This is a genomic window from Blautia intestinalis (assembly GCF_014297355.1).
Taxonomy (GTDB): domain Bacteria; phylum Bacillota; class Clostridia; order Lachnospirales; family Lachnospiraceae; genus Blautia_A; species Blautia_A intestinalis.
In genome coordinates this window covers 241,377-265,928 of the sequence record NZ_JACOQE010000001.1, presented here as the reverse complement: position 1 = coordinate 265,928, position 24,552 = coordinate 241,377, and the positions used below count along the sequence as shown (strand labels likewise).

General features: G+C 44.2%; 22 protein-coding genes. 11 read left to right on the top strand and 11 right to left on the bottom strand.

From position 1 onward, the window contains the following. Together nrdD and H8Z79_RS01145 are read right to left on the bottom strand one after the other, a co-directional pair. A complete protein-coding gene (nrdD, locus tag H8Z79_RS01150; RefSeq protein ID WP_015541949.1) occupies positions 1-2,136 on the bottom strand; it encodes an anaerobic ribonucleoside-triphosphate reductase in 2,136 nt (711 codons plus the stop codon). A 172-nt stretch (positions 2,137-2,308) separates the two neighbouring features. Next, positions 2,309-3,094 carry a hypothetical protein gene (locus H8Z79_RS01145; RefSeq protein ID WP_118039367.1) on the bottom strand — a complete coding sequence of 262 codons (786 nt, stop codon included), beginning with the start codon at positions 3,092-3,094 and terminating at the stop codon, positions 2,309-2,311. Positions 3,095-3,222: 128 nt separating this feature from the next. Here H8Z79_RS01145 and asnA point away from each other — a divergent pair, with 128 nt between their 5' ends. Next, on the top strand, positions 3,223-4,230 hold the full coding sequence (asnA, locus tag H8Z79_RS01140) for an aspartate--ammonia ligase (RefSeq protein WP_015541947.1): 1,008 nt from the start codon (positions 3,223-3,225) through the stop codon (positions 4,228-4,230). Positions 4,231-4,410: 180 nt separating this feature from the next. Beyond that, the gene (locus H8Z79_RS01135; protein WP_118039366.1) at positions 4,411-4,857 is read left to right on the top strand and encodes a CBS domain-containing protein; all 447 of its coding nucleotides are present in this window, start codon (positions 4,411-4,413) and stop codon (positions 4,855-4,857) included. Positions 4,858-4,920: 63 nt separating this feature from the next. Here H8Z79_RS01135 and H8Z79_RS01130 read toward each other — a convergent pair whose 3' ends face one another. The 4 genes from H8Z79_RS01130 to H8Z79_RS01115 all read right to left on the bottom strand — a co-directional run bounded on the left by H8Z79_RS01130 (position 4,921) and on the right by H8Z79_RS01115 (position 9,106). After that, positions 4,921-6,360: a M20 family metallopeptidase gene (locus tag H8Z79_RS01130; protein WP_118039365.1), complete on the bottom strand. Its 1,440-nt coding sequence runs from the start codon at positions 6,358-6,360 to the stop codon at positions 4,921-4,923. A 102-nt stretch (positions 6,361-6,462) separates the two neighbouring features. After that, positions 6,463-7,239: an amino acid ABC transporter ATP-binding protein gene (locus H8Z79_RS01125; RefSeq protein ID WP_015541945.1), complete on the bottom strand. Its 777-nt coding sequence runs from the start codon at positions 7,237-7,239 to the stop codon at positions 6,463-6,465. Continuing rightward, the gene (locus H8Z79_RS01120) at positions 7,223-8,008 is read right to left on the bottom strand and encodes an amino acid ABC transporter permease (RefSeq protein WP_015541944.1); all 786 of its coding nucleotides are present in this window, start codon (positions 8,006-8,008) and stop codon (positions 7,223-7,225) included. Before H8Z79_RS01120 ends, H8Z79_RS01125 begins: the two co-directional genes overlap by 17 nt. A gap of 240 nt (positions 8,009-8,248) precedes the next feature. Beyond that, positions 8,249-9,106, bottom strand: a complete 858-nt coding sequence (locus H8Z79_RS01115; RefSeq protein ID WP_015541943.1) for a transporter substrate-binding domain-containing protein — start codon at positions 9,104-9,106, stop codon at positions 8,249-8,251. Between the two features lie 274 nt (positions 9,107-9,380). Here H8Z79_RS01115 and hydF point away from each other — a divergent pair, with 274 nt between their 5' ends. The 4 genes from hydF (at position 9,381) to H8Z79_RS01095 (ending at position 12,358) form a co-directional block, all read left to right on the top strand. Beyond that, positions 9,381-10,607 carry a [FeFe] hydrogenase H-cluster maturation GTPase HydF gene (gene hydF, locus H8Z79_RS01110; protein WP_118039364.1) on the top strand — a complete coding sequence of 409 codons (1,227 nt, stop codon included), beginning with the start codon at positions 9,381-9,383 and terminating at the stop codon, positions 10,605-10,607. Between the two features lie 152 nt (positions 10,608-10,759). Continuing rightward, a complete protein-coding gene (dapF, locus tag H8Z79_RS01105; RefSeq protein ID WP_118039363.1) occupies positions 10,760-11,617 on the top strand; it encodes a diaminopimelate epimerase in 858 nt (285 codons plus the stop codon). A 53-nt stretch (positions 11,618-11,670) separates the two neighbouring features. Beyond that, complete coding sequence (locus H8Z79_RS01100; protein ID WP_015541940.1) at positions 11,671-11,961, top strand: nucleotidyltransferase family protein; 291 nt, start codon at positions 11,671-11,673, stop codon at positions 11,959-11,961. Continuing rightward, the gene (locus H8Z79_RS01095; protein WP_015541939.1) at positions 11,948-12,358 is read left to right on the top strand and encodes an HI0074 family nucleotidyltransferase substrate-binding subunit; all 411 of its coding nucleotides are present in this window, start codon (positions 11,948-11,950) and stop codon (positions 12,356-12,358) included. Before H8Z79_RS01100 ends, H8Z79_RS01095 begins: the two co-directional genes overlap by 14 nt. Before the next feature lie 231 nt (positions 12,359-12,589). Here the strand turns inward: H8Z79_RS01095 and aroE are convergent, their stop codons facing one another. The 5 genes from aroE to H8Z79_RS01070 form a co-directional block, all read right to left on the bottom strand. Next, the gene (gene aroE, locus H8Z79_RS01090) at positions 12,590-13,456 is read right to left on the bottom strand and encodes a shikimate dehydrogenase (RefSeq protein WP_118039362.1); all 867 of its coding nucleotides are present in this window, start codon (positions 13,454-13,456) and stop codon (positions 12,590-12,592) included. A gap of 176 nt (positions 13,457-13,632) precedes the next feature. Beyond that, positions 13,633-14,427, bottom strand: coding sequence for a Cof-type HAD-IIB family hydrolase (locus H8Z79_RS01085; protein ID WP_118039361.1), 795 nt, complete (start codon positions 14,425-14,427; stop codon positions 13,633-13,635). A 204-nt stretch (positions 14,428-14,631) separates the two neighbouring features. Beyond that, positions 14,632-15,522: a quinate/shikimate dehydrogenase gene (locus H8Z79_RS01080; RefSeq protein WP_334290851.1), complete on the bottom strand. Its 891-nt coding sequence runs from the start codon at positions 15,520-15,522 to the stop codon at positions 14,632-14,634. 123 nt (positions 15,523-15,645) lie between these two features. Continuing rightward, positions 15,646-17,667 carry an oxidoreductase gene (locus tag H8Z79_RS01075; RefSeq protein WP_118039360.1) on the bottom strand — a complete coding sequence of 674 codons (2,022 nt, stop codon included), beginning with the start codon at positions 17,665-17,667 and terminating at the stop codon, positions 15,646-15,648. A gap of 98 nt (positions 17,668-17,765) precedes the next feature. After that, positions 17,766-18,704, bottom strand: a complete 939-nt coding sequence (locus H8Z79_RS01070; RefSeq protein ID WP_015541934.1) for a LysR family transcriptional regulator — start codon at positions 18,702-18,704, stop codon at positions 17,766-17,768. A 255-nt stretch (positions 18,705-18,959) separates the two neighbouring features. On the opposite strand from H8Z79_RS01070, the gene H8Z79_RS01065 reads away from it, so the two are divergent. The 5 genes from H8Z79_RS01065 to H8Z79_RS01045 all read left to right on the top strand — a co-directional run bounded on the left by H8Z79_RS01065 (position 18,960) and on the right by H8Z79_RS01045 (position 24,088). Further along, complete coding sequence (locus H8Z79_RS01065; protein ID WP_015541932.1) at positions 18,960-20,174, top strand: MFS transporter; 1,215 nt, start codon at positions 18,960-18,962, stop codon at positions 20,172-20,174. 41 nt (positions 20,175-20,215) lie between these two features. Then, on the top strand, positions 20,216-20,977 hold the full coding sequence (gene aroD / locus H8Z79_RS01060) for a type I 3-dehydroquinate dehydratase (RefSeq protein WP_015541931.1): 762 nt from the start codon (positions 20,216-20,218) through the stop codon (positions 20,975-20,977). A gap of 135 nt (positions 20,978-21,112) precedes the next feature. Then, positions 21,113-21,739 (top strand): TRAP transporter small permease, encoded by a 627-nt coding sequence (locus H8Z79_RS01055; RefSeq protein ID WP_015541930.1) that lies wholly within the window; start codon positions 21,113-21,115, stop codon positions 21,737-21,739. Further along, positions 21,739-23,028 (top strand): TRAP transporter large permease, encoded by a 1,290-nt coding sequence (locus H8Z79_RS01050; RefSeq protein WP_118039359.1) that lies wholly within the window; start codon positions 21,739-21,741, stop codon positions 23,026-23,028. The genes H8Z79_RS01055 and H8Z79_RS01050 overlap by 1 nt, the downstream gene beginning before the upstream one ends. A gap of 10 nt (positions 23,029-23,038) precedes the next feature. Next, positions 23,039-24,088: a TRAP transporter substrate-binding protein gene (locus H8Z79_RS01045; RefSeq protein ID WP_118039358.1), complete on the top strand. Its 1,050-nt coding sequence runs from the start codon at positions 23,039-23,041 to the stop codon at positions 24,086-24,088. Positions 24,089-24,552: the final 464 nt, after the last annotated feature.

Genomic DNA, 24,552 nt, shown 5'->3' with positions numbered 1-24,552 from the left:
TTACATTGATTTTCTTTCGGCAATTTCTGCCATCTTCGCTTCATTCAGTCGTGTATCACCATGCACACGGCTGTAGGAAAGATAGCCATTCATACGATCGATCTTGGTCAGGTTGCGGGAGCCGCATACCGGGCAGACGTCCATCTCAAGTTCCTGATGACCGCAGTCGTCACAATATGCCAGAGAAAGATTGACTCCCTCATAATATCCGAGGTCCATTGCTCTGCGGATCAGTGTCCGGATGGCTTCTTTATTGTAGCCGATCGGATAACGTACATACTGGATCTTACCACCATTACAGAGTTCCCAGAAGCGTCCTTCCAGATCCTGTTTCTCGATCGGAGTCACATCCTCTGTTACATGGCAGTGGAAACTGTTGCTCACATACGGTCTGTCGGATACGCCTTCTACGATTCCGTACATCTTGCGGAACTGCTCAACCTGCAGACCGCAGAGACTCTCAGCCGGTGTGCCGTAGATTGCATAGAGGTAACCATCCTCCTGCTTGAACTGGTTTACCTTGTCGTTGATATATTTCAGTACTTCCAGCGCGAACTGACCGTCCTCACGGATAGATTTGCCATTATAAAGCTCCTGCAGCTCATTCAGTGCGGTGATACCAAAGGAAGCTGTCATCGGTTTCAGAAGTTTGCCAATCTTTTCGTTCGGTTTCAGATGTCCGCCATAGAAACCGCCCTCACAGTATGCCAGTGGGTTCGTGGATGCACGCATCTGACCCAGGTATTCATACGTACGGATATGCAGGTTACGGATCATCTGTAAATAGAAATCCAGCACCTCATAAAAATCTCTGCTCTCCGCTCTTGCTTTTGCAAGGATCATCGGAAGATGAAGGCTGACCGCACCAATATTGAAACGTCCGACAAATACCGGCTTATCCTGATCATCTGCCGGATACATGCCGCCCCGCTCATACCATGGGCTTAAGAAAGCACGACACCCCATAGGACTGATCACCTTGCCGTACTGCTTGTACATGCTGGCGATATAGCCTTTACCGGTAAGAGAAAGCCAGTCCGGATACATGGTCTTTGCAGAACAGTCTACACCGGCCTCAAAAATATCTTCACACGGTTTTCCCGGTCCGTGAAGGTTTTCATCATAGAGGAAAACAATCTTCGGGAACAGTACCGGTTTCTTGTGACCTTTCTTGCCCTGTCCGCCCTTGTGCACTTCAAGAAGAGAAATATTACACATTTTCTCGAACTGACCTGTTCCGAGACCAAGTGTCACGGTGACAAACGGATAGTCTCCACGGGAAGAACCTACGGTATTGAGCTTGTACTCAATTCCCTGCCATCCCTGGTCAAAGTCTCTGCGCACCTTATCCAGTGCATACTCGATTGCTTTTTCTTCTCTGCCGCTCCAGCTCTCATCGGCATATTTCAAAAATTCACTGATATATTTGTCATAGCTCTTCTGTGCATAAGGTCCGAGGATCTTATCCACTTCCGGTACAGTAAATCCACCATACTGCTGTGCCGCTGTACTTAAGATGATATCTCCCATAACATCAAATGCGGTATCCAGAGTCTTCGGTTCGTTGTACCAGACATTTCCCATCTCAAATCCACCACGCAGGACTGCACCCACATCAAACAGACAGCAGTTCATCGTATCCAGACGTGCAGACTGGTCATGAATATAAATATAACCGTCCTTACATGCCTGCAGTTCATTGCGGTTCATAAAGAATTTTCTGTAAAGTTCCTTATTCAGTTCGTTAAAGATCAGGCTTCTCTTTGTAGCTACAAGTGCACTGTCTGTATTGGCATTACTCTTGTCACCGATATAACGGATTGCCTGACTCTTGGTATATACATCATCCATCATATGGATGAAATCAAGTTTGTAATTGCGGTAATCACGATAACTCTTGGCAACTGCCGGGTTTACACGCTCCAGAGCGCCTTCTACGATATTGTGCATTTCCTGGATCTCAATCTCGTTTTTGCCGAGGGAATCTGCATGCTCCTGCGCAAAACGGCAGATAAAATCCCTCTCCTCCTGAGAAAATGTATAAAGAATTCGTGCAGCTGACTTGTTTACCGCTTTCACTATTTTCTGTGGATCAAATTCTTCTCTTGTTCCATCTTTTTTGATTACATAGATCATACCTTGTCTCTCCTGTTTGCTGCTTTTATGAGGTTTCTTGCTCCCCATTACTTTCTCCCCATATATTGTGTCGCATATGAGAGTATAACACAATATCATGTAAAATAAAAGAGCAAATTTCAGTTTTTATTGTCTGAAATCTTATCAAAAAAGAATCAGTTAAAACACTATTTCAGTTTACCCATTCCATCAGATAGATGCTTGCATTTGGATCATCTTCGGACTGTACCTCAATCGTATCACCCTCATCCAGCATCACAAGCAAAGTGTCATCGCCTGTTTTCAGCGGATAACGCTCTTTTTTCGTTCCGTCTTTGGAAGTAACTACAACCACTGCTTTCTCATCAATGGTATAGATTCCGTATCTTCCTGCTTCGATCTGCACACCTGCTGTTACCGGACCATTCCCGGCTGCAAGTGAATAAAACATATATCCATTATCATCCTGCTCGGCAGAAAAATATGTATCCAGCTCTTCGGTATCTGTATATGTATTCCCACTGTCCGACTGGCTGTTCACAACATCCTGAATCATGTCTTTAAAATCGCCAAATGCCGGTGCAAGTGACATCACAAGAATAAAAAGTATCCATACCCATACAAATTTCGAACGTTTCTTCGGCTTTCCGGTGTATCTCTCCGTCGTTCCGGCAGTATTTCGCGACGCAGACATCTTCTGCATTGCATCCTGACGGATCTTTTTCTGCTGCTCCTGAATTGCCTGTCTGGATACAGTTGTCCGGCCGGCCGCACTCTTCGCAGCACCGTTCATTCTCTTCGGTGTGTCCTGCGGTCTCTGCTGCTCGCGCATGATCTTACGCGCCTTATCAGACGCATGCCGGTAATGATCTCTTCGGCTTTCATTCAAATGATATAAAATCTCATCGTTACGGTACGGCATACCACAGTCTTTACATCTTCCATTCACAACAGATCCGTCACATAAAGGACATCTCATAGACAACACCCCCTCATCTTATCGCTGTATGTATTATTGTAGCCTTTTTCCATAAATCTTACAAGGTTAAAATTGCAATCCCATATTTTTCTTGCTATAATGTTTCTATTAAATTTGAGGAGGCTATTATGGAACAAATCAAAATTCCTGCCGGCTATCATTCAGATCTGAATCTGCATGATACGCAGGTTGCAATTAAAACGGTCAAAGACTTTTTCCAGCAGACTCTGGCTCAGAAGCTCAATCTTCTCCGCGTTTCTGCTCCGGTTTTTGTATCCCCGTCATCCGGCCTGAACGACAATCTGAATGGTGTGGAGCGCCCGGTAAGCTTCGACATCAAAGGTCAGGATGAAAACGCTGAGATCGTACATTCCCTTGCAAAATGGAAACGTTATGCACTTAAGAAATACGGTTTTGCTCATGGCGAAGGACTTTATACAGATATGATCGCGATTCGCCGTGACGAAGATCTGGACAACATCCATTCTGTATACGTTGACCAGTGGGACTGGGAGAAGATTATTACTAAAGAAGAACGCACCATGGAAACTCTGATCAACACCGTACGTTCTATCTACAGTGTTCTTCGCAAAACAGAGAAATACATGGCTGTACAGTATGACTATATCGAGGAAATCCTTCCGAAAGAGATCTCTTTTGTTTCCACACAGGAACTGGTTGACATGTATCCGGATCTCACTCCGAAGGAAAGAGAATACAAGATTGTCAAAGAAAAAGGTGCAGTCTTCCTTATGCAGGTAGGTAAGACCTTAAGCAACGGTGAACGCCACGACGGACGTGCCCCGGACTATGACGACTGGGAACTGAACGGCGACATTCTCGTTTACTACCCGGTACTGGATATCGCTCTTGAACTTTCTTCCATGGGTATCCGTGTAGACGAGGAAGCACTCGACCGCCAGCTCACAGAGGCAGGCTGCGATGACCGCAGAGAACTTCCATTCCAGAAAGCGATCATGAACAAAGAACTGCCATACACTATCGGCGGCGGAATCGGCCAGTCCCGTATCTGTATGTTCTTCCTTCGTAAAGCACACATCGGCGAAGTTCATGTATCCCTGTGGCCGGAAGAAGTCACAGAGACTGCTGCGGAAGCAGGCGTAAATCTGCTGTAATCAGTGCATAAGCCGACAATTTGCCATAAGACCGACTTTAAAACAGTCCTTCTATAGTAAGTTTTCACTAAATTTTAATATTTGAATTATTGACAGATGGGTACCTTCATACTATCATATCAGTAGCAACTGACCTGAACATTTATCAGTGAACATACAAGAAAGACAGAGGTACCAACTGTGAATATTTTATTTTTTCTGACACCGAAAAGTGATGTAGCCTATATATTTGAAGACGAAACCCTGCGACAGACTGTTGAAAAGATGGAACACCGTAAGTTCTCCTGCATCCCGATTCTGAATAAAGAGGGACAGTACACCGGAACGATTTCCGAGGGAGACCTCTTATGGGGAATCAAGCTTCTCAATATCAACAGCACGGATCTCAAAGAAATGGAGAATATTTCGATCATGGCGATCCCGAGACGTGCCACTTATAAGCCGGTACATGCCGATGCAGATATGGAAGACCTGCTGGACCGTGCCATCAATCAGAACTATGTTCCTGTCGTCGATGACAAGGGATCCTTTATCGGAATCATCACCCGTAAAGAAATTATCAAATATTGCTACAAAGAAATGAAAAAATTAAGCGCCCTGCATGAAAAGCAGGATACATCCAAATAATAAGAGAAGCCGGTTTCCCATCTATTCATATACATCAGGAAATCGGCTTTTTTGTATCCGGATTTAGTCCGGAATTACCGGTACAGCATCTGCCGGAATCGGGCATACGAATCCGGATTTTGTACGTTTTTCAAACTCTGCTCTTGCCTCATCCAGAAGGCTGTGATCTTCAAACAGATCGATTGCAGTCGCTGCAATCACTTTACCCGCATGGATTACTGCTTTGTGTCCAATCTCGGTGCAGTCACAGGAAACATTCTGCCAGCTGTGTCCCGGGCATCCGTTCGGCCATGCTGCTACATGGATCTGTGCCGTCGGTGTCAGCCAGCTTACATCACCCACATCGGTAGAACCGGCATTGAACGCATCCTTCTGATAGAGTGGTGCAAGGAATGCATTCATTGCATGACCATACTCCTTCTGCATCTTTTCTACCGCTTCTCTTGCCGCCTCATCGTTTTCGGCTGCCACTCCCGGAATTGCGCTGTGATCATAAGTTTCTGCCAGCGCATCCGCATATTTATTTTCTTCTTCGGTATACTGCGGAACACCAAGCTCCTCAAAGTTTTTATAAAGAACGCGCTCCAGTGCAAAATTACTTACCGTGTCTGCCAGACCATCAATAAATTTTTTCTCAAAAGTCGTCTCTGTCATAAGAGCCGCACCTTCGGCAATCTTGTCCACACGTTTCTGAAGCTCCACAGCTTCTGCCACATGATTGGAACGCACCATATATAAAACGCTCGCCTTTGGCTGTACAACATTCGGACTGCATCCGCCGGCATCTGTGATTGCATAATGGATGCGCGCCTTACTGCTCATATGCTCTCTCAGGAACTGTACCCCGATATTCATAAGCTCCACTGCATCAAGGGCGCTCCTTCCCATCTCAGGTGCTCCTGCTGCATGAGAAGCCGTTCCTGTAAACTTGTACTGCGTCTGAATGCAGGAGTTTGAAGAACCGGTTGCTACCTCATTGACATCTTCCGGATGCCAGGTAAGTGCTGCATCCAGCTTTTTCCAGAGACCGTCACGCGCCATAAACGCTTTTGCCGCGCCACCCTCTTCACCCGGGCATCCATAAAGAATCACAGTTCCTTCCATTTCATTTTTTTCCAGATATGCTTTGACGCCAAGTGCCGCCGCAAACGCACCGGCGCCCAGAAGATTATGTCCGCATCCGTGACCATTGCCGCCTTCCTGGATCGCTTTACGCTCAATCAACCCGGCTTCCTGTGAAAGTCCGGAAAGTGCATCATACTCTGCCAAAATGCCGATATACGGACGACCATGTCCGTAGGATGCTGCAAATGCAGTCTCGATATTACAGGTTCCACGCTCCACCTCAAATCCCTCTTTTTCCAGTGCTTCGCAGTAAGCGGCAGCGGATTTGAACTCCTGCAGGGAAAGCTCTGCAAATTCCCATATTTTATCAGCGATTCCTGTAATAAGGTCGCGCTTTTCCTCAATTGTCTGCAATGCAGACTTTTTTTCTGCTGTCATAGTATCGTACCTTCTTTCTGTAATAAAAAAGGCAATCAGAGTTTTCCGGTCACCTTTCTCATTCTTTCTTATTTTATGATGAAAATGACGTGCGAACAGTAACTACAGCACCTTAGATAAAAATTCCTGCAGACGCGGATTCGTCGGATTTTCGAAAATTTCTTCCGGTGTTCCATCTACAAGAAGCTTACCGTCTGCCATAAAGAGTACACGATTTCCTACCTCACGTGCAAATCCCATCTCATGTGTTACGACCACCATGGTCATACCTTCTTTAGCAAGCTCTTTCATAACATCCAGAACTTCACCGACCATCTCCGGGTCAAGGGCAGAAGTCGGCTCGTCGAACAGCATAACTTCCGGCTCCATCGCAAGCGCTCTTACAATTGCCACACGCTGTTTCTGACCACCGGAAAGCTGGATTGGATATGCATTTGCACGATCGGCAAGACCAACACGGTCCAGAAGCTCCAGCGCTTTTTTCTCTGCGTCTTCTTTTGAAACACCCTTTACCTTCATCGGTGCAAGTGTCATATTATCCAGGATTGTCATATGTGGAAACAGGTTAAAATGCTGGAAAACCATGCCCATCTTCTGACGGAGGCTGTCGATGTCCAGTTTTACTTTCCTGCCGGAAGCATCAACATATTTTTTCTTTGTGATATCTACGCCGTTAAAAATAATCTCGCCGTCTGTCGGCTCTTCAAGGAGGTTCAGACTTCGGAGAAAAGTAGATTTACCGGATCCGGACGGTCCGATCACTACCATAACATCACCTTTATTAATATCTGCGGTTACACCATCCAGAGCCTTGATCGCGCCTCTGTGATAATGTTTCTTAAGATTTCTTACCTGAATCAGACTATCGCTTGTCGCCATGGCTCATTCTCCTTTCGAAATATGCAATCAGTTTGGAGGTCGGGAAGCACAGACAGAAATAAATTGCTGTCGCAACGAGCAGTGGCTCAATGATAATAAAGGTTGCTCCCTTGACTGCGTTTACGGCAGACATAATATCCTGAACACCGATGGTGTAGGTAATTGCAGATTCCTTGATGATAACAACAAACTCATTTGCGATCGCCGGAAGGATATTTTTGAGTGCCTGCGGAAGAATGATATAACGCAGGTTCATAGTCTGGGAAAGCCCCAGAGAACGTGCAGCTTCTGTCTGTCCCTGATCGATAGACTGGATTCCGGCACGGATGATCTCACAGAGATATGCGCCGGAGTTCATACCAAGTGCAACAACACCCGGGAAGAAACGGTTGAACTTAATAAATCCAAACATCTGGAAAGACGGAAGATCGATCATTCCGAACACACCGTAGTAGATGATAAAAATCTGTACCAGTACCGGGGTGGAACGAAGGATTTCCACATAAGCAGTTGCTATAAAAGAAAGGGGATTGAATTTGGACAGCCACACCAGCGGTCCTCCCTCTCTCAGATGTCCATTACGGTCTACCGCAAGGGCACGGAACGGACGAATGTTTGACATACGCATCAGCGCAAGAATCAGCGCAAGTACAAAACCGATGGCAACCGTAAACATTGACAGCAATACGGTTACAAGGAGGCCCTGTCTGAATAACTGTGCATATGGGGCAATTTTGCCAAAATTGGATAATTTAATAAAACTGTCCATAAAAACTCCTTTCATGATATCGTTAATTCTTATGTATTATAGCAGAAAATAACGGACAGATAAACAATAATCCTCTGTTACAGGTTATTTTTATCCACCATATAAATATTACCTTTGAACGGCAATATGGATTCCTGCCACCAAACGGGCAGGAATCCATTATTTATACCAAAGTATGCGAGAGAAGCAGCCAGTGGCGGGCTCTCTGTATCACTTTATATGACTCAAAATCGGTCTGGATTATTCAGCGTCGTCTGCTTCCGGAACTGCGCCGTTTGCGTCCAGTGTTCCTTCATATGTCTGACCTGCTGCAAGCTCTGTTGCATCTGCAATGAATTTGTCCATGGAACCATCATCAAGAGCATCTGCGATTGCTTCGTTTACAGCTTTGAGAAGTTCTTCATTTCCTTTACAAACACCGATTGCAGAACCTTCTGTATCATATGGTACGTCGCATACGATTTCAAGATCCGGATAGTTTTTCTGATAGCTTTCTGCTACAGCTGTCTCAATGAATGCACCATCCATTTTACCTGTCAGAAGCTCTGTGATAAGGTCTGTAACCTTCGGCAGAGGTACGATGTCTGCATCCGGAGTATTTTCGTTTGCAAGATCAAGCTGGATAGAACCGGTCTGTGCTCCGATAGAGTAATCTTTGTTGTTTGCATCTTCAAGAGTCTTGAACTGATCTGCTTTGTCTTTTACTGTAACGAAAGACTGTCCGCCCTTGTAATACAGATCTGAGAACTCCATAGCATCTGCACGAGCCGGGTCCGGTGAAAGACCTGCCATGCCAAGGTCAACGTTTTTCTGTGAAAGCTCGCTTAATACACCGTCGAAGTCCATCGGAACTACTTCCAGTTCCAGTCCCATCTTGTCTGCGATGTACTGAGCCAGATCCATATCAAATCCGGAAAGTGTCGGGTTGCCATCTTCGTCGATTGAATAGAATTCATATGGTGCGAAGTCCGGGCTTGTTGCAACTGTAAGCTTACCATCTGTAACAGTCTCTACCTTATCATCAGCCATTGCCGGAACTGCCATAGAAACAGCCATAACTGCACCAATCATAATTGCTGTAATTTTCTTTAAGTTCATCTTCTTTTCCTCCTCGATTTTTCATAAGAATATTTATGCATGAAAATGCATAATTTCTTTTCATTTTCCTTATTGTATCACACTATTTCAAAATTACAAGTAATACTTTCTTTTATAAGTATACAAATTTTTTTATGCATTCCCTTTTTACCTTGTTAAAACGCCCAAAGTCTTATATAATAAGAAATATTCTTTCATATTTTATTGTGTTAAATTTCTGTTGTTCTGGAATTTTGGCTGTCACTATATTGACAGATATAAGGGGGACTGCTCTATGGGAATGAATCAGACACCCGCATCCGAACGGGTACATATCAGTTTTTTCGGAAAAAGAAATGCCGGAAAATCAAGCGTCATCAATGCCGTGACCGGGCAGGATCTCGCCATCGTTTCGTCTGTCCGGGGTACAACAACTGATCCCGTATATAAGACCATGGAACTTCTGCCGCTTGGCCCTGTCATGATCATTGACACTCCCGGGATTGACGATGAAGGAGAACTTGGTGCACTTCGCGTCCGCAAAAGCTATCAGGTACTGAATAAAACCGACATTGCGATTCTGGTTGTCGACAGTACGACCGGTAAAGGTGAAGAAGAGCTTGCTCTGATCCACCGCTTTCACAAAAAAGGAATTCCATATCTTGTCGTATATAATAAAATTGACCTGCTTTCCGGCGAAGAAATCAAAGATCTTGCCATGTCCGTCCGGCCAGGTGAAGTTCTGGTCAGCGCCGCAGATGGCATGAATATTCAGGAATTAAAAGAAAAAATCGCCACGCTGAAACCTGAGGACACGCATAAATATCCGCTTCTTCAGGATCTGATTGAGCCACTGGATCTCGTCATTCTTGTTGTCCCAATCGACAAAGCTGCACCAAAAGGCCGTCTGATCCTACCGCAGCAGCAGACGATCCGCGATATTCTGGAACGGGGAGCGCTGTCTCTCGTTGTGCGGGATACCGAGTTAAAAAGTACTCTGGATCATTTTCTGACGCAGGGTGTCTGTCCGAAGCTGGTTGTTACAGACAGTCAGGTTTTTGCCCGTGTTTCGAAGGATGTGCCTGAAAACATCACCTTAACTTCGTTTTCGATTCTTTTTTCAAGATACAAAGGTGAACTGGAAACACAGCTTGAAGGTGTTGCCACACTTTCTTCCATTCAGGATGACGACCGCATTCTGATTGCAGAGGGCTGTACACACCATCGCCAGTGCGGAGACATCGGAACCTGCAAGATTCCGAACTGGATTCGGAACTATACAGGAAAGAAACCTGTGTTTGAATTTACTTCCGGCACGGAATTTCCTGACGATGTTTCTTCCTATAAAATGGTTGTTCACTGCGGTGGCTGTATGCTGAATGAACGCGAAATGAAATATCGCATTGCCTGCTGCCACGATCAGGGTGTGCCGATCACAAACTATGGTCTTTTGATCGCGCAGGTGACCGGAATCCTGAAAAGGAGTCTCGGACCATTCCCGGAGATGCAGAAACTTGTTTAAGGTTTATTTATATTCCGTTTCTAAAATGACCAGGAAAATTTTAACTTAGTTTCACAAAGACATAACATTTTGGGGTTATACTGGAAACTCGTAAGAAAAAAGGGAAGTATTATATCAGGGAGAATATTAATTTAAATAGGAGGATTTATTTTATGAAATTTACAAAAATGCATGGTATCGGCAACGATTACGTATATGTGAACTGTTTTGAGGAGGCCGTCTCCAATCCGTCTGCCGTCGCAAAATTTGTCAGTGACCGTCATTTCGGTATCGGTTCAGACGGCCTGATCCTGATCAAACCATCCGACATCGCAGACTGCGAAATGGATATGTATAATCTGGACGGTTCTCAGGGCGCCATGTGCGGAAACGGCATCCGCTGTGTCGCAAAATATGCCTACGACTACGGCATTGTCAATAAGACAAGTATTTCCGTTGCCACAAAAAGCGGAATCAAATATCTTGATCTTACTCTCGGCAAAGATGGTAAGGTTGCCCTCGTAAAAGTCAATATGGGCGCACCGATTCTGACTTCCAGACAGATTCCTGTTGTTTCTACCAAAGAACAGGTAATCAATGAACCTCTGCATGTGGATGGCGAAACTTACCATATCACTGCTGTCTCTATGGGAAATCCTCATGCGATTGTATACATGGATGAGCTGAAAAACCTTGACATCGAAAAACTCGGTCCGAAATTCGAAAATCACATTAATTTCCCGGATCGTATCAATACCGAGTTTGTAAAAGTCATTGACCGCCACACCCTGCAGATGCGTGTCTGGGAACGCGGTTCCGGCGAGACACTTGCCTGCGGTACAGGTGCTTGTGCAGTCGCTGTTGCATCCACCCTTAACGGACTGGTAGATGAAGACAAGCCGGTTACCGTAAAACTGCTCGGCGGCGACCTGCAGATCCTGTGGAACCGCCAGGAAAATCTCGTATACATGACCGGTCCGGCAACTACTGTGTTTGACGGGGAGATTGATGTATCTTCTCTTGAAAAATAGAATAAAATTTTATATACTTTCTTAAACAGGTCATATCATCAGGAGGCAGTTGAATGAAGTATAATTTACCGGACAGAGTTTTTCGGGAACTCTCTGCACTGGCCCGTAAATATTCAATTACAAAAATCATTCTGTTCGGTTCCCGTGCAAGAGGAACAAATACCGAAAGAAGTGATATTGACATAGCTGTATATGGTGGAAATTTTGAAGATTTCTATTGGGATGTTAAAGAAAAAATAAATTCTCTTTTGATTTTTGATATAATTCAGGCTGATTCTCAGATTTCAGATGAACTGAAAAAAGAAATTAAAAAGGACGGTGTCGTAATCTATGAAAAAACTTGATAATTTTTCAAATTGTCTGTCCATACTGAAAAACGCTGATTTTAAATTAGCCGAAACTAATGACATTTATCGTACAGGCATTATCGGCCAATTTAATTTATCTTTTGAACTTGCATGGAAAGCTCTGCAGGAAATTATGAGACTACATGGTGTACAGGGCTCTGATCCCGGTTCTCCAAGAGAGATTCTGCAGCTTGCTTATAAAGTTGGCTTTATAAATGATTCGTCTGTCTGGCTATTAATGTTAAAGAAAAGAAATACATCTGTCCATATATATAACGAAGCTGAAATTGATGAAATGATCATGCTGATACGCGACAGTTTCCTGCCAGCTTTTACCGATCTCGAAAAGACTCTGCAATGCAAACTGGCAGAAGCAGAAAGTGACTGGGATTAATGGAACTCTGATTATTTTAGAATAATTCTTCACAGAACGGCTGTGCTTCAGCTCCCCTGCCCCCTCATTCATGAGGGGATAAGGGGTTTCTTTTTTATTATTCAAAATGGCAACATTAGATTTTCAAAAGCTATTAGATTATACCAATAGCTTAGATTCGTATGCTTCAAATAAGAAAACAGCAGGATTCTTCTCACATATGGAGCAGATATCCTGCTATTCTTATAATTTTTATGAAAAATATTTCTCTTTGATGATCTCAACCGGCATTTCTTCTCCGGTCCAGAGTTTAAAAGAAGCAGCTCCCTGATACAGAAGCATGTACATACCGTTTCCGGTCCTGCAGCCGGCTTCTTTTGCTTCACGGAGAAGTCTTGTCTCCTGCGGATTATAGATTACGTCAAATACAAACAGATCTTTGTGGAACATGCTTGTATCTGTGATGATCGTTCTGTCTACATTCGGCGCCATACCTACGGAAGTACCATTTACAAGGATCGCACTGTCTGCGATGGATGCACGGAGGATTTCCGGATCATCGAAATCATGCAGAGTAACTTTGCACTCTGTCCGTTCATTCAATTTGGCAACAATTTCTTCTGCTCTGCTGAAGAAATTGTCTCTTACATTGAATACATTGATCTCAGCTACACCATCCAGTGCGGCCTGTACAAGAATTGCTGTTGCAGCTCCGCCGGCACCGAGAAGTGTCATCTTTTTACCGATGATGTCGACACCATTTTCGGCAACCGCTCTCATAAATCCAACGCCGTCTGTCGTGTAAGCTGTCAGTACACCATTGTCGTTGACGATCGTATTACATGCTCCGGAGATCTCGGATGCAGGAGATACTTTGTCAGCAAGTTTGCACATGATGTTTTTGCCCGGCATGGTAATGTTCCAGCCTCTGGCTCCCATTGTGCGAAGTCCCTGAACAGCTTCCGGCATTTTATCCTCCGGTACGTCAAATGCAAGATATGTATAATCCAGCCCGAGCTGATCGCATGCTTCGTTGTGCATTTCCGGGGAAACGCTGTGTGCAACCGGGCTTCCAAGTAAACACAATAATCCGGTGTGTCCTGTGATATGTTTTGACATAATCCATTTTCCTTTCCGCGTGTAAAAATTGGGCGATTTCCTCTCGCCTGTACATGTGGTTTATTATACACGATTTAAAGTGATAAAGCAAGGCTGCGTTTTATCATGTTTCGTTATGACAGATTTTTGGCATTTGGCACAAAATTACATTCCCTTAAAATTTATCCGGCAGTTGCTTACAGCAACGTTTTCAATACACTCAACACACCGTCTTCTGCATAAGACGGGCATACGGCTTTTGCTGCCATGCGCACTTCTTCTCTGGCATTTGCCACTGCATAGCTGAATCCGGAATCTTTCAGCATCGCGATATCATTGATGTTATCCCCAAAGGCGCAGGTTTCTTCCGGCGATATCCCCAGATATTTCTGAAGAAAAGCCACTGCACTTCGTTTGTCGGCTCCGAGCGGTGTTCCGTCCATCCATTCTTTTCCGGCCGCTGCAAGATTTATCTTGTCTTTCCAGTATGGTGTAAAAACCGGTGCACACAATTCTTCGCATCGTTCCTGATGATACACTGCGATCTTCATGATCTGCTCACCTTCAAGATGCATCATATCCTGAACCTCACGGATATCATATCCATAGGAATCCCTGAGCCAGCGGAACATCTTGCTTTTGGAATCTTCTGCAAAGCATCTGTCTGGTCCCGAAATAAAATAATCACATTCCGGCAGCTCTGTCTTAACCATTCTGGCCATGTTCTTCCAGATCTCGTCCGGCAGTGTATGGATTTTCAGTATTTTTTCTGAGGTACGAATCAGCGTCCCACCATCTGATACAAAAAAAATCTGGTCCTTTACCGGTGCAAAAAGCTGACTTTCACTGCTGTACTGTCTGCCGGAGCATACTGCAAAGTAAATTTCCTTTTTTCTCAGTTTCTTTATAACATCCATATACTCCGGATTGATTTCCAGCGTTCCATCCTTTACCAGAGTACCGTCTACATCACTGACGATAAGTTTTATCATTTGAATTCTCCTATTATTCAGATTACCATCCACTTCTTTTACAGATAATATGCCATATTTTCATTCATATAACAATATATTTTGTCCGTTTTTCCTTCATGGCAGAAAAAAACCGCGCACCGGCTTCATGTCAGTGCGCAGTCCTTATGGATTTTCACGACTCAAGGGAGAGTCTTCAAAAATATGTTCAGAATCTGAGATTACTTAGATTCCAAGTTTTTCTTTCATGTAATCTACCGGTGTGTCTTTTCCTGTGTAAAGTTTGATGGCAATCAATGCCTGAAACAGCATCATGCTCATACCATTGTAAACTTTTTCGCATCCGGCTTCTTTTGCCTGTTTCATCATAACAGTTTCGCGTGGTGCATAAACAGTATCTGTTACGATCAGATCTTTCTTGAAGAAAGAAGTATCCGGGATGTTGGAAAGGTCTTCCAGTGGGTGCATACCTACACCTGTTGCATCACAGAAAAGATCTGCTGCGTGCATTTTTTCTTTGAGGAGATCATGATCTGCAAGATCATTCATAGTAGCCTTGCAGTTTGTGTTTTTGTTGATCAGATCAACGATTTCTTCTCCACGGCTGTAGAATTTATCTTTAATGTTGAAGATTTCAATCTCTGCGATTCCGTCAAGGGCACCACGTACAGCGATTGCAGTTGCAGCTCCGCCGGTTCCGATCAGAACCATCTTCATTCCTTTGAAATCAATGCCTTCTTCTTTGAGTCCCTGCCAGTATCCCATACCGTCAGTGTTGTAGCCTTTAAGCTTTCCGGTAACCTGTCCGTTTTCATCACGCATGTTTACAACTGTATTGATCGCACCACATAATTTTGCTGCTTCGTCAACTTCGTCCAGATATTTATGAACAACAGTTTTGTTTGGCATGGAGATGTTGGAGCCGAGCATTTTGAGAGCGCGGATACTCTGAACAGCGTCTTTCAGGGAATCGTTGTCTACTTCGAATGCAAGCTGAATAACGTCATCACCGTTTTTGTCGTATGCAAGGTTGTGTGTTGTCGGTGACTGTGTATGACGGATCGGGTAAGCCATTAATCCTACTAATTCTGTATGTCCTGTTACGTTTGGCATGATTTTTTCCTCTTTTCTTTATATTTATGAAAATCGCTGCTTTCTCATGTTTGAGCGGGATCCAAGTTCAAATGTCTTGCCATGCAAGCATGACCGACATTTGAACCTTTTCTCCCTTGATATCATTTATTCAAGTGGCTCTAAGTGCAGGTATCCCTGGGATTCCAGCACGTTCAGGATTGCACGGCCTTCCATGGTTCCTTCCATAATACGGCGGGCACGTACGGAATCACCGATGGTGTATACATAAGTGTCTGTATCCTTAAATGCTTCTTCAAGTTCCGGAAGCACCGGGTTGTTGGAACGCATTCCAAGGCAGTTGAAGCCAAGATCGAATTCCATATCCTTAATCTGTCCGTCCGGAAGTTTTACAGTAAATGCATTTTCTTTTACTTCCTGAAGTGCTGTGTTTACATATTCCTTCACGCCATATTTGTCATGTGTTTCACGCATGGAGCATTTGGTGATCGGGTCTGCAAGCATACCAATCTGAGGAAGCATATCAATGATCGTACATTCTGCTCCGCGAGGTGCAAAATATTCGATTACATCAAGTCCTACGGATCCGCCGCCGACAACAACGACTTTTTTGTCCTTGCATGCTTCATCCGGGTATTTGCCTGCATTCAGGTTGTTGATCATATCAAAAATTGTAGCCACGTTTCCAGCCTCGATGTTTTCTTTGAGACCTTTGATCGGTGGAACAAGCGGTACAGAACCGGTTGCATTTACAACGATGTCCGGCTTAAACTGTTTTACTTTTTCGACAGTTGCTTCTGTATTCAGGAAAACATAAAGATTTTTCAGTCTGGCAGCGCGTGCTTCCAGATATTTCGGAAAATCTTTCATACGGGTCTTGCTCGGAAGGTCTGAAATAAACGTGGAGAGACCTCCAAGGTGATCCTTCTTTTCCAGAACGAATACGTTGCATCCGACTTCTGCCGCTGTACATGCAGCTTCCAGCCCCGCTGTACCACCACCTACAACTACAACATTGCAGTTTTTGTTAACTTTGAGTGCTTTATAAATATCGCCTTCCGGTACAGCCGGGTTAACTGTACAACGGATCGGACGATTTACACCGATACGGTTTCCGGCACATCCCACGTTACATGAGATACATTTACGAATAATATCTTCCTCGCCATTTTCTACTTTTTTTACCCAGTTCGGGTCTGCGATAAGACCACGTCCCATTCCGACGATATCTACGTCGCCGCTCTCGAGAATTTTCTCGACAACTTCAGGATCACGGTAGTTACCTGCATTGATAACCGGTTTCTTAAATTTATCTTTTACGGCTCTTGCCATATAAGATCTCCATCCATCCGGAAGATAGTTGGAGTCGATCTGATACTGAAGAGATGGATTCAGACCGCAGGAAACATCGTACATATCAATAAACTCATCGATATACTCCAGATATTCCAGTGTATCTTCCAGAGTATTTCCACCCGGTACTCTCTCTTCTGCAGAGATACGAACGATGATCGGGAACCACGGTCCTACATTTTTACGTACTTCTTCAAGTACCATACGCGGGAAGCGCAGACGGTTTTCTACGGAACCGCCGAACTCGTCTGTTCTCTTATTATAATAAGGAGATATGAACTGGCTCATCAGATAGGAATGTCCACAGTGAATCTCGATTGCATCAAATCCGATTGCCTGAACACGCTTTGCAGCCTCTCCATATTTTTTAACAGTTGTAAGGATTTCTTCTTTTGTCATCGGACGCGGTGTTTCGCCGCCGGCTTTTGTCGGGATGTTCGAAGAAGAAACTGTTTCCATTCCGGTTCTTGCTGAAGATGCGGAAGCACCGGCATGGTTTACCTGAATTGCGACTGTAGCACCATTCTTATGAAGGTTTTCTACGAGCTGATAATAGCGCGGCATAAAGCTGTCGTGATCAATACGGATCTGGCTTGTACCATTGGATCCTGCCGGATACTCGATGTTTGCATTCTCGAGAATGATAAGACCTGTGCCGCCTTTTGCACGGAGTGAGTAATAATTCATATGACGGTTACTCATCTCACCGCTTGTCTCACCGTAGTTGGTTCCCATTGGGGTCATTGCAATACGGTTTTTGATAGTTGTTCTTTTAATTGTGATCGGTTCAAAAATCTTTGGGTATTCACTCTTCATGAAATTATCTCCTTATCAGTAAGTAACATTCACAAATAACATTCATAAACTCGAGTGGCAATCCTTTGTTTGTGACACAATTATCATAACTCTTTGTATTAAAAATTAACAATATCTTTCAGATAAATTTTTGATACGTTTTCGGTATCATTCGCATCTTCATCCTGCTGTGTCTTCATATATTCAATGAAACGTTCAACTGCCGGCAGCCGGTAACGGTCTTTCATCCAGAACATAAATACCTGACGATAGATTTCCATTCCCTTCAACCTGTGGATATTGATTCCCTCTGACTGCTCCAGAATATCCGTCCTCGGCATCAGTGCAATTCCGAAGTTTTCTCTTACAAGTGACACGATTGAATATTCATCCGGACATTCTACAATCATATTTGGACTGATCTGATACTTCTTATATAAATATTTCACATAAGTCCCCATCCAGGATTCCTTCTCATAGCCTATCACCGGATAATGATTCATCTCTGCAAGCGGTACTTCACGAATACCGGCAAGTGGATGCTGTTTCGGTGTAATGATGACAAGCTCCTGTGCACTGAGTGGAAAAAATTCCATGTCATCTTTCTTGAGATATCCTCCAAATCCGATATCAAGCTCGCCGGTACGCACCTTCGCGGCAATTGCCGGTGTATGATTCTGCCAGAAATTAAACACCACATTTTTGTTTTCTTCTTTATTTAAAAATTTTCGTACTTTATGTGGAATATAATGCCCCGCAAGCGGAAAAATATAACCGATATCAATCTTTCCGCCATCCGAAGAAAGCTCCTGCATCTTACCTACTGCCACATCGCAGTCGCCCGCGATCCGGTCTGCATGCTCCAGAAAAAGATGTCCCGCTTTTGTCAGAGTCACACCTCTGCCTTTCTTTTCAAAAAGAGATACGCCGAGTTCACTCTCCAGTGCCGCCATGGAACGGCTCAAAGACGGCTGTGAAATATAGAGTTCTTCCGCTGCCTGATGATAGTTTTCCAGTCTTGCTACTTTTTGAAAATACAGAATCTGATTCAGTGTCATTTTCCTCTCCTCCTGTATACGATCTCCCATATTCCGGCAATTCCCCGTATTACCTTTTTCTGATTATTATACCACACCACCATCAATGCATTCAATGCATTAGTTTTTCCCTTTAAAAGCATTAGACCACATGCATTGTACCTGTTAAAATACAGTTAAATGTTATTTTTTTAACACAATTTATCACGGCATTTCTAAAGTTTGTGACTGAACCCAAAGAAAACCGAAATCACTTTTTAAGAAAAGGAGAACAACATGAACAAGAAATATCTGCCAAGTGCATTGATTTTGTACTTGAACTACTTCATCCACGGCGTTGGATGCTCAATTCTGGGACAGGCAGTTATTAAGGATGCTCTTGCAGGCGCATGGGGCGTTGAGGCAATGGCAATCACAGCAATCTCTGCTGCACTCGGTCTCGGCCGTCTGATCGCCCTTCCATTTGCAGGACCTCTTTCAGACAAACTCGGCCGCCGCATTTCCACAGCAATCGGAAGTGCTTCCTATGCAATTTACCTGATTGGTCTTGCACTTGCATTTAATGCAGGCACAAACGGTGGTTACACCATCGCTTATGTATGTGCAGTCCTCGGTGGTATCGCAAACTCCTTCCTTGATACAGGTATCTACCCGGCAGTTTCCGAGATCATCTACAAAGCGCCTGGCGTTGCAACTATGGGAATCAAATTCTTCATCGCAATCGCACAGATGCTTCTTCCATTCGTACTTGGCGCTACAGTAGCTACAACAGCTTCTGGACTTACTTCCTACAACCGCCTGTTCTACGGATGCGGTATTATCTATATCGTACTTTTTGTACTGGTATTCCTGTTCCCGCTTCCGGATGCTGACCAGAAAGCAGCCGGCAAAAAAGAAGGACTTATCGACAGCCTGAAACACACACATTTCTCTTTCGAATCCATCGCAATGATCCTGATCGGATTCACATGTACAGGTACTTTCCAGTTATGGCTGAACTGTGCACAGAACTTTGCAAAAGAAAATGTCGGCTGGGCTGATCCGTCCATCATGCAGACATACTACTCTGCAGGTACTCTGATCGCACTTGTAGTAACTGCACTCCTTACAAGAAAAATCAAAGACGTTCGTTTCATCGTTATCTACCCGGTTATCTGCCTTGCAACTCTGATTGTTGTTCTTACAGGCCAGAGCCAGACACTGATGATCGCCGGTGCATTCATCATCGGATGGGCAGGCGCAGGCGGACTTCTTCAGATTGCAACATCCGTATGCAACATGTTGTTCCCTAAGATCAAAGGAACTGTTACAGCACTTGTTATGATTGCATCTTCTCTGTGTAACTACACAATCCTGACAGCAGCATCCAAAATGCAGCCTTCTCAGGTTATGCTCATGAACATCGTACTTACTGCAGCAGGTGTTGTACTTGGTCTCTTTGTAAACATCCGTTACAAAAAAATGGTTGCTCTTGCTGAAGCAGACAACTAAAATAAGATCAGGGTGAAAATTCAAAAAGAAAGGAAATCATCATGAATACAGTTAAAATCCGTGACATTGAGATTGGTGCAGGCGCACCGAAGATCATCGTTCCGATCGTTGGTGTCACAAAAGAAGATATCATTGAAGAAGCAAAAACATTTGATTCTATTCCGATCGACGTTGTTGAATGGCGTGTAGACTGGTTTGAAGGTGTATTCGATTTTGCAAAAGTAGAAGATGTTCTGAAAGACCTTCGCGAGGTTCTTGGAAGCATTCCGCTCCTTATGACTTTCCGTACTTCCAAAGAAGGCGGCGAAAAAGCTATCGAACCGGAAGCTTATGCTGAACTGAACATCAAAGCTGCACAGACCGGATATGTAGATCTCGTTGATGTTGAAATCTTTACCGGAGATGACATCGTAAAAAAAATCATCGACGGTGCTCACGCAGCCGGAGTCAAAGTCATCGCTTCCAACCATGACTTCTTCAAAACTCCTGCAAAAGCAGATATCATCTATCGTCTCCGCAAGATGCAGGATATGAACGCTGATATTCCGAAGATTGCAGTTATGCCTCAGAATAAAAAAGACGTTCTGACACTTCTTGCTGCTACAGAAGAAATGACCACAAACTATGCAGACAGACCGATCATCACCATGTCAATGGCAGGTACCGGCGTTATCAGCCGTCTCTGCGGTGAAGTATTCGGTTCTTCCATGACCTTCGGTGCTGCAAAGAAAGCATCCGCACCGGGACAGATGGGAGTAAATGATCTGAATACAGTCCTTGGACTTCTTCACAGCGCAATGTAATGCAGCTATAATTACTTCTTGAAAATACCGGTATTTTTATTTAAAATAAAAGTACTGGTATTTTTTATAACTGTAAAGCGTTAAACAATTATCCGCATAAAAATATCTATACTTAATTTTTAAGGGAGGTCCTTCATGAAAAAATCACTTCACTGGCTGGACGAGAACCTCGAAGAATTTATCCTTGTTCTTTTCCTGATCGCCATGACGCTGATCATGGGTATTCAGGTCTTTTGCAGATATGTTCTTGGCATGTCCCTGTCCTGGTCTGAGGAACTTACCAGATACCTCTTTATCTGGTGTGGATTTTTGAGCGTCAGCTACTGCAGCAAAAAATGTCTTTCTATCAAGATCGAGCAGTTCGTTGCGATTTTTCCCCGTCGTGGTAAAGCTTTATTCAAAGTAGTCAACCATACTTTTGAGCTGATCTTTTTCATCTATATGATTCCATTTGCATGGTCTTATATGATGTCTTCTGTTCACAGTGGACAGCTTTCACCTGCTTGTGGTATTCCGATGTATTATGTACAGGCAGCACCGCTTGTCTCCTTTGTTCTGGTTGCCTTCCGTGTCCTGCAGCGCTGGGTCATCGAGTTCCGTGTTGCACGCGGCGAAAATGTATTTGATCCGGCTCATCCGGAACGCAATACTCCCGTGTCCTTCATCCAGGCAAATGCCGAATCACTCGGCGAAAATGCGCTGGAATCCGGTATCGACAACCGTATCAATACCATCAAAAATTCGAATGAGGAGGAACGCTAATGCCAGTCGTAGTTTTATTTATTATCTTTGTAGCCTTACTGGTCATCGCAGTTCCGGTATCCATCACTCTTGGGATTACAGCTGTTCTTCCGTCCGTGTTTGATCCGTCCTTTACTGTCGGTGCCAAATATCTGATCCGTGCCATGTTCGGCGGTCTGGACTCTTTCCCGCTCCTTGCGGTTCCGATGTTTGTCCTTTCCGGTATCATCATGGCAAAAGGTGGTATTTCCAAAAAACTGTTTGATGTTTTTGCATACTTCCTCGGAAAATTCACCGCAGGTATGCCGTGTGCCGTTATCGTCACCTGTCTTTTTTATGGTGCGATCTCCGGTTCTGCTCCTGCAACTGTTGCCGCAGTCGGAAGTATGACGATCCCGATTCTTACAACTCTGGGATATGACCTTACGTTTTCTACTGCGATCGTAGCTGTAGCCGGCGGTCTCGGTGTTATCATTCCACCGAGTATTCCGTTTATCATGTATGGTATGGCTTCCGGTGCCTCTGTCAGTGATCTGTTCCTTGCAGGTATCATCCCGGGACTGATGATCGGCGCACTCCTTATGGTTTATGCCATCTATCACTGCAAACGCTACGGTGAAGACAAAGAAAAGATTCACAGCGAAGTACAGATGCTTCACGACAAAGGTCTTCTGAAGGTTCTGAAAGAAAGTTTCTTCGCCCTTTTAAGTCCGGTCATCATCCTCGGATGCATTTATACCGGTGTTGCTTCTCCGACTGAAGCAGCCGTTATCTCTGTATTCTACGCACTGATCATCAGCCTGTTTGTATACAAGAGTATCAAGATCCGTGATATCTGGCCGATCCTTGTAGAAGCAATCCGTACCTTTACACCGATTCTTTTCATTCTGGCAGCATCTACCGCCTTCTCCAGAGTCCTTACTCTGATGCAGGTACCACAGACTGTCAGTGAATTTATCCTGAACAACTTCCACAGCCCGGTTGCGATCCTGCTGATCATCAACGTATTCCTGCTGATCGTCGGCATGGTCATGGATACCACACCGGCAATCCTGATTCTCACACCGATCCTTCTGCCGATCGTAGAAGCCATCGGAATGGACCCGATCCAGTTTGGTGTTATCATGGTTGTCAACCTTGCGATTGGATTTGTTACTCCGCCAATCGGTGTCAACCTGTTTGTTGCAAGTTCTCTGACGGATGTTCCGGTTATGCAGATTGCAAAGAAAGCCATGCCAATGATCGCATTCTTCCTTGTTGCACTCCTGCTGATCACCTTCATCCCGGCAATTTCTATTGGAATCTTATAGGAGGAAAGACATGAAAAAATTTACTACAGCTACTACAGACATAAAAAAGCGTCGCATCCTCCGTGTAGTTCCGGTGCTGGCAGCTGCCGGTATCTTAAGCGTTGTTCTTACCGGATGTGGTTCTTCCGATGAGGAAGTGCAGCGTTATTCCTGGCCACTGGCAACTGCAAGCCCGGAAGATACGGTCACACAGATTTTTGCAGAAAAATTCGCTGAGGAAGTTTCCGACTTAAGTGATGGCAAAATGAAAATTCAGGTATACGCAAACTCCACGCTCGGAGGCGACCGTGACCTTCTGGAGACCTGTTCCGACGGTGATATCCCGTTTGTCGTACAGAATACAGCTCCACAGGTTTCTTTCATGAGTGATCTGGCAGTCTTTGACCTTCCATGCGTGTTTGATTCTCTGGATGACTGCCGTAAAAAAATCGATGATCCGGAATTCTACAGTCTGATCAGTGATGTTTATACGAACGGCGGTTATCATCTGCTTGGTATGGCAGATCAGGGATTCCGTGTTATGAGTACAAATAAAGCTGTCAACAGTTTCGCAGATTTCAAGGGTCAGAAGATCCGTACCATGGAAAACAGTTATCATCTGGCATTCTGGAAAGCGCTTGGCGCAAACCCGACTCCTATGAGTTTCAGTGAAGTATATATCGGTCTGCAGCAGCACACGATCGATGCGCAGGAAAACCCGTATGAAGTTATTGTTTCCAACAATCTGTACGAGCAGCAGGATTACGTCGTAGAGACGAATCATCTGCCGCATCTGATCTCTCTGATCGTCAATGATGAGTTCTTTAAAGACCTTCCAGAGGATGAGCAGGAAATCATGACGGAGGCTGCACAGCTTGCCACAGAGTACGCAAGAGAACAGTCCGACGCACGAATCGCAGATAAGATTGCGACGATCGAAGAAAGTGGAACACAGATCATCACACTCTCTGACGAAACACGTAAAGAGATCCGTGAAGCAGCAAAAGGTGTGTATGAATCGATCAGGGAAGTGATTGATCCTGCAATCTATAATTCTTACATGGATGGTATTGAAGAATAGTAATATAGTTCCAAAAAAGTAGTATCCTGTCTGATTTCTACAGGCGGTTTCAAAAATTCGGATATACTAAGGAAAGAAAATCCTACAAAAAACGTCCATCAAAATGCCAAACTCGCTTACGCTCAAACAGTGTCATTTTGATGGACAAAGTAGTATTTTATTTCCAAAGTATATCTTCGAATTTTCTCAAGGCCTGCATAACCCAGACAGGATACTCTTTTTTTACTGTATTCCCCTTCTCCCCCCACATAGCAAATTCAGGTCTTCCTTTGACTATCACTTTCTGATTCTCCGACTCTCGTTTTCCCCTCTGAACAGTATTCAAATACATAGTAAAAGCGTCTCGTATCTGATTTACAGGACTTGAAAAGATCTGTTCGAAGTACTTAGAGAATAAAAGATTACATTGCTTCGAAAAATGACACTGTCTGAGCGATAGCGAGTTTGTCATTTTTCGGAGCGTT

What these genes read in the sequence shown, in the direction of transcription:
- asnA (WP_015541947.1), top strand. Translation starts at nt 3,223, where the DNA reads ATGGAACAAATCAAAATTCCTGCCGGCTATCATTCAGATCTGAATCTG.
- H8Z79_RS01045 (WP_118039358.1), top strand. Translation starts at nt 23,039, where the DNA reads ATGAAAAAATTTACTACAGCTACTACAGACATAAAAAAGCGTCGCATC.
- H8Z79_RS01120 (WP_015541944.1), bottom strand. Translation starts at nt 8,008, where the DNA reads ATGGACAGTTTTATTAAATTATCCAATTTTGGCAAAATTGCCCCATAT.
- H8Z79_RS01095 (WP_015541939.1), top strand. Translation starts at nt 11,948, where the DNA reads ATGAAAAAACTTGATAATTTTTCAAATTGTCTGTCCATACTGAAAAAC.
- H8Z79_RS01065 (WP_015541932.1), top strand. Translation starts at nt 18,960, where the DNA reads ATGAACAAGAAATATCTGCCAAGTGCATTGATTTTGTACTTGAACTAC.
- H8Z79_RS01145 (WP_118039367.1), bottom strand. Translation starts at nt 3,094, where the DNA reads ATGAGATGTCCTTTATGTGACGGATCTGTTGTGAATGGAAGATGTAAA.
- H8Z79_RS01075 (WP_118039360.1), bottom strand. Translation starts at nt 17,667, where the DNA reads ATGAAGAGTGAATACCCAAAGATTTTTGAACCGATCACAATTAAAAGA.
- dapF (WP_118039363.1), top strand. Translation starts at nt 10,760, where the DNA reads ATGAAATTTACAAAAATGCATGGTATCGGCAACGATTACGTATATGTG.
- H8Z79_RS01125 (WP_015541945.1), bottom strand. Translation starts at nt 7,239, where the DNA reads ATGGCGACAAGCGATAGTCTGATTCAGGTAAGAAATCTTAAGAAACAT.
- H8Z79_RS01115 (WP_015541943.1), bottom strand. Translation starts at nt 9,106, where the DNA reads ATGAACTTAAAGAAAATTACAGCAATTATGATTGGTGCAGTTATGGCT.
- hydF (WP_118039364.1), top strand. Translation starts at nt 9,381, where the DNA reads ATGGGAATGAATCAGACACCCGCATCCGAACGGGTACATATCAGTTTT.
- aroD (WP_015541931.1), top strand. Translation starts at nt 20,216, where the DNA reads ATGAATACAGTTAAAATCCGTGACATTGAGATTGGTGCAGGCGCACCG.
- H8Z79_RS01130 (WP_118039365.1), bottom strand. Translation starts at nt 6,360, where the DNA reads ATGACAGCAGAAAAAAAGTCTGCATTGCAGACAATTGAGGAAAAGCGC.
- H8Z79_RS01050 (WP_118039359.1), top strand. Translation starts at nt 21,739, where the DNA reads ATGCCAGTCGTAGTTTTATTTATTATCTTTGTAGCCTTACTGGTCATC.
- H8Z79_RS01070 (WP_015541934.1), bottom strand. Translation starts at nt 18,704, where the DNA reads ATGACACTGAATCAGATTCTGTATTTTCAAAAAGTAGCAAGACTGGAA.
- aroE (WP_118039362.1), bottom strand. Translation starts at nt 13,456, where the DNA reads ATGTCAAAACATATCACAGGACACACCGGATTATTGTGTTTACTTGGA.
- H8Z79_RS01100 (WP_015541940.1), top strand. Translation starts at nt 11,671, where the DNA reads ATGAAGTATAATTTACCGGACAGAGTTTTTCGGGAACTCTCTGCACTG.
- nrdD (WP_015541949.1), bottom strand. Translation starts at nt 2,136, where the DNA reads ATGATCTATGTAATCAAAAAAGATGGAACAAGAGAAGAATTTGATCCA.
- H8Z79_RS01085 (WP_118039361.1), bottom strand. Translation starts at nt 14,427, where the DNA reads ATGATAAAACTTATCGTCAGTGATGTAGACGGTACTCTGGTAAAGGAT.
- H8Z79_RS01055 (WP_015541930.1), top strand. Translation starts at nt 21,113, where the DNA reads ATGAAAAAATCACTTCACTGGCTGGACGAGAACCTCGAAGAATTTATC.